This window comes from Pseudoalteromonas sp. P1-25, assembly GCF_001401805.1.
Lineage (GTDB): Bacteria > Pseudomonadota > Gammaproteobacteria > Enterobacterales > Alteromonadaceae > Pseudoalteromonas.
On record NZ_LKDW01000060.1, the window covers coordinates 1 to 4250 of the forward strand.

General features: G+C 40.7%; 6 protein-coding genes. 2 read left to right on the top strand and 4 right to left on the bottom strand.

Annotated elements, in window-relative coordinates; genetic code table 11:
* Positions 1–138: 138 nt before the first annotated feature.
* The gene (epmA, locus tag AN393_RS19370) at positions 139–1113 is read right to left on the bottom strand and encodes an elongation factor P--(R)-beta-lysine ligase (protein WP_055018929.1); all 975 of its coding nucleotides are present in this window, start codon (positions 1111–1113) and stop codon (positions 139–141) included.
* Between the two features lie 56 nt (positions 1114–1169).
* Complete coding sequence (gene efp, locus AN393_RS19375) at positions 1170–1736, bottom strand: elongation factor P (protein ID WP_055016950.1); 567 nt, start codon at positions 1734–1736, stop codon at positions 1170–1172.
* Between the two features lie 41 nt (positions 1737–1777).
* Here efp and epmB point away from each other — a divergent pair, with 41 nt between their 5' ends.
* Entirely contained in the window at positions 1778–2791 is a 1014-nt protein-coding gene (epmB, locus tag AN393_RS19380) for an EF-P beta-lysylation protein EpmB (protein ID WP_055018930.1), read from the top strand.
* Here epmB and AN393_RS19385 read toward each other — a convergent pair.
* Complete coding sequence (locus tag AN393_RS19385) at positions 2788–2997, bottom strand: hypothetical protein (RefSeq protein WP_055016948.1); 210 nt, start codon at positions 2995–2997, stop codon at positions 2788–2790. The two genes, epmB and AN393_RS19385, sit on opposite strands and share 4 nt — an antisense overlap.
* A gap of 82 nt (positions 2998–3079) precedes the next feature.
* Between AN393_RS19385 and AN393_RS19390 the strand changes: the two genes are divergently transcribed.
* A complete protein-coding gene (locus AN393_RS19390; protein WP_055016947.1) occupies positions 3080–3370 on the top strand; it encodes a hypothetical protein in 291 nt (96 codons plus the stop codon).
* Between the two features lie 134 nt (positions 3371–3504).
* On the opposite strand, the gene AN393_RS19395 is transcribed toward AN393_RS19390, so the two are convergent.
* Entirely contained in the window at positions 3505–3996 is a 492-nt protein-coding gene (locus tag AN393_RS19395) for a DUF3016 domain-containing protein (RefSeq protein WP_146258097.1), read from the bottom strand.
* Positions 3997–4250: the final 254 nt, after the last annotated feature.

Genomic DNA, 4250 nt, shown 5'->3' on the forward strand with positions numbered 1-4250 from the left:
ATTATTTTAAAACGGCATAAATACCAAATGCGCCAGCAAGCAAGGCGCCTACTTTAAAACACAATGTGCGTGAAGCTTGCTCACGCAAAACTGTTAAGACTCAATACGCGGCATAAAGCCACGCCTACAGGTAAAGCATTACGCCCTATCTACGTCAAACGCGATGACTTCTTTTATCGTCTCTTTTTCGGTGGCTAGCATAACTAACCTGTCTATACCCATTGCAACGCCTGCACACTTTGGAAGCCCGTGTTCAAGTGCGGCAATTAAACGAGTATCCATAGGTACGTGTTTTAACCCATTGGCGGCGCGATAGGCATTATCTTCATCAAAGCGTTTTGCCTGCTCTTTGGCATTAGTTAGCTCGTTAAAGCCGTTTGCTAACTCCATATTTTTATAATAAAGCTCAAAGCGCCCTGCTACGCGGTTATCGTGTTCACAAATTTGTGCAAGTGCCGCTTGCGACGCCGGAAAGTGATACACAAAACACGGCTTAGTTTGCCCAATAGTTGGCTCTACTTTCATACAAAATAACAGCTGCAGTAAGGTGTCTTTATTAGTTTCGTTTTTAGCTATATCGGCAAAGCCATGATCGCAGACAAGTGCTTGTAATTGCGTAAGCGTAGCTGTTAATGGGTCTAGTGATAACACCTGCTCAAATGCTTGTTGATAAGTCAGTCGCTCCGCAGGCTCTACATTTAAAATAAGCTGCATTAGCTCATCCATCTCGTCCATTAATGCAAACTCATCAAACCCAGGGCGGTACCACTCAAGCATAGTAAATTCGGGATTATGATGGCGACCCGCTTCTTCATTTCTAAATGCCTTACAAAGCTGGAAAATTGGCCCAGAGCCTGCGGCTAATAGGCGCTTCATGGCAAATTCGGGCGATGTTTGTAAATAAAGCGGCAAGCCTCCAGCGTGGCCTGGGCCTACAAACTGCGTATTAAAACTCGCTAAATGCACATCGGTTACGCTTGCGCTACTTAAGCTAGGGGTTTCTACTTCCATTACATTACGCGTATAAAAAAACTCACGAATGGTTCGTAGTATGGCTGCGCGCTTTTTAAGGGTTTCTATGCTTGCGCTTGGGGCCCAAAGTGTTGCTGACATATTTTCTCCAAAAAAAATCCCAGCTTAAGCCGGGATTTTATAAACCGTAAACAAGCTTACTTAACACGGCCTACGTATTCACCGCTACGGGTGTCTACTTTAATTACTTCACCAATTTGTACGAATAATGGAACACGTACTACTGCACCCGTGCTAAGCGTTGCAGGTTTACCACCAGTGCCCGCTGTATCGCCTTTTAGGCCAGGATCAGTGTCAGTGATCTCAAGCTCAACAAAGTTAGGTGGCGTAACCGCGATTGGGCTACCGTTCCATAATGTAATAGTACATACATCGTTTTCAACTAGCCATTTACCTGCATCGCCAAGTGCTTTTTCGTCAGCGGCTATTTGCTCAAATGTTTCGTTGTTCATGAAATGCCAAAACTCACCGTCTGTGTAAAGGTACGCTAAGTCGGTATCCATTACATCGGCACCTTCAACTGATTCACCCGATTTAAAGGTTTTTTCAAGTACCTTGCCAGAAATAAGCTTACGGATACGAACACGGTTAAACGCTTGGCCCTTACCAGGTTTTACCATTTCGTTTTCTAAAATACTGCAAGGTTCGCCGTCCATCATAATTTTTAGGCCGCCCTTGAACTCGTTGGTGCTATAATTCGCCATCGTTTCCTCTATTTAATTTTTTTCGAGTAATCTACGTGCCAATGATACAAAGAAATGAAGCAAATTTGCATAAAAACTGGCAAAAAGAATTAGCAAATGTAGTTACCTGCCCAAAAACATTGCTTGAAATGGTCGGTTTATCGAGCCAAGCCCATGAAAACGACCTAAAAGCCCGCAGTTTATTTCCGGTACGCGTGCCAGTCCCGTTTATAAAAAAAATGCGCAAGGGCGATGTAAACGATCCCTTATTGCTACAAGTTATGCCGCGCCACCAAGAGTTTTTAACTAAAACTGGTTTTAATAAAGATCCACTGCTTGAGCAAGACAACGAGCAGCCTGGGCTTTTACATAAGTATAAATCCCGTGTTTTAATTATGTTTAAAACCGGCTGTGCAGTAAATTGCCGTTACTGCTTTAGGCGCCACTTCCCGTATCAAGAAAACCAGCTTAATAAAAAAAGCCTGCTTGATGCGCTGAGCTACATAAAATCAGATGCCAACATAAACGAAGTAATTTTAAGTGGTGGCGACCCACTTATGGCCAAAGACGATGCCATTAGTTGGTTTTTAGATGAGCTTGAACAATTACAGCAAATTAAACGCATGCGAATACACAGCCGTTTGCCTGTTGTTATACCTGCGCGTATTACCGATGAACTATGCGCTAGATTGCAGCAATCACCGCTTAAAGTTGTGTTTATTAACCATATAAATCATGCAAACGAAATAGACGACGAGTTTAAAGCAGCCATGCAAAAGTTAAAGCAAGCAGGCGTAACGTTATTAAACCAAGCCGTTATTTTAAAAGAAGTGAACGATACAGTTGAGGCACAAATAAATTTAAGTGAGGCGTTATTTGATGCAGACGTACTGCCATACTATTTATATTTGCTTGATAAGGTTGAAGGCGCAAGCCACTTTGATATAGAAGAGCCACAGGCAATAAAAATAATGGCAGAGCTATTAGAAGCCCTGCCCGGATTTTTAGTGCCTAAATTGGTAAGAGAAATAGGCGGTCAAAAAAGCAAAACGCCTATCGACCTTAAGTTAATTTAAACGTACACGTTTATATTATTGCCAAGTGTTGCAGTGACCGACTGAGCCGGTGATTGCGCACTTGTTGCTTGCGCAGCACCTTCAATAAGTGCAAGTGCTGCTGCGCCATCTGCTAATTGCTGCTTTTTAGACAAAGCAGCAGTATAAACTTCACCACCTTGGCCAGAGCTAGACATAGCGGGTAGATTTCCACCTGATATATTCATCGTTATAAGCCTTAATCAACCTGACATTTAAATGTAATCCAAGTACTATATCGGCAATGCAGTACAAAGCTTTAGGAAAACCATGGATTCTATAATTGAACAACTCAACGCTAACTTAAAAATTGTTTATCGCCAAGCACTTGATGCCGACAAAAAACTAGATGAACTACAGCAACAAGGCCACGGTAAATTTAAAGCCTTATTCCCAGCCGATGCTGGGTTTAGTTTTGAAGCTAAACGTTTTAAGCCATATGTACTTGATGTAGCAGCCGATGTAGAAAGCTTAAGCACTGATGGTTTTGATGAAGAAAAGCTTAAAAAAGCGGTTATTAAACTGCAACAGTTACTTACCCTGCTCGCTACGTTTAAATAATTGTTGTCAGTTGTCAGTTGTCAGTTGTCAGTTGTCAGTTAAATATTAAAAAACACCGCGTTAAATTTAGTAAACATCAAATACAAATGCCGATAAAGTTTATCGGCATTTGTATATTTATTTTGTAGCTGTATTTAACTTATATTAGATAAAACTTTTGAATTAAACCAATTAGTTACTAAGCGTTTTTCATAATAAAATGCTCTAGAGGTTGAGCGCTTAATTTTATCTAAATAGCCTCTATCTTTTAATAACACTTCTGAGGCGTGGTTCACAACTTCACCCTGCGGATTAGTTACCGTGTAAGACAGCTTAATTTGTGGGTAATGAAATGGTTGAATTACTCTTGTTTTTTTAGCGCCAGAAAACTCGATAGCACCTGCTAAATCAAGATCTGCAACCTCTACATTTAATTTATATCCACTTGGTAATTTTTCAGCTAACTTCGCAAAATGCTTTTCAAAGTTAATAGTAATTTGCTTTTCAAAAGAAGCCGGTGATTGATTTGCTGCACGCACATCGCGGTAATTGTCAAAATCTTGCCATTTAACCGTAGACTCACCTGCTTGTGCAATACCAACAGAACTTAAACCTATTACTAACGTTAGTAATTTTAAACTTTTCATAATCGTCTCCATGTGAACTATCAAAAGTCAACGCAAGTACAGCACATTCAATTTAAGTCAATAAACCTGAAAACTCACACTGATAACAGTAGTTTAAATTAGCAGCAAAAATTTTTAATGTAAAGTAGGTACATGTAAGGTTAATAATGTAGCTTGATTAAATAATAGCGGTTAGCGGTTAGCGGTTAGCGGTTAGCGGTTAGCGGTTAGCGGTTAGCGGTTAGCGGTTAGCGGTTAGCGGTTAGCGGTTAGCG

Excerpts from the sequence above, each read along its gene's own strand:
- epmA (WP_055018929.1), bottom strand. The coding sequence starts at position 1,113 with ATGTCAGCAACACTTTGGGCCCCAAGCGCAAGCATAGAAACCCTTAAA.
- efp (WP_055016950.1), bottom strand. The coding sequence starts at position 1,736 with ATGGCGAATTATAGCACCAACGAGTTCAAGGGCGGCCTAAAAATTATG.
- epmB (WP_055018930.1), top strand. The coding sequence starts at position 1,778 with ATGATACAAAGAAATGAAGCAAATTTGCATAAAAACTGGCAAAAAGAA.
- AN393_RS19385 (WP_055016948.1), bottom strand. The coding sequence starts at position 2,997 with ATGAATATATCAGGTGGAAATCTACCCGCTATGTCTAGCTCTGGCCAA.
- AN393_RS19390 (WP_055016947.1), top strand. The coding sequence starts at position 3,080 with ATGGATTCTATAATTGAACAACTCAACGCTAACTTAAAAATTGTTTAT.
- AN393_RS19395 (WP_146258097.1), bottom strand. The coding sequence starts at position 3,996 with ATGAAAAGTTTAAAATTACTAACGTTAGTAATAGGTTTAAGTTCTGTT.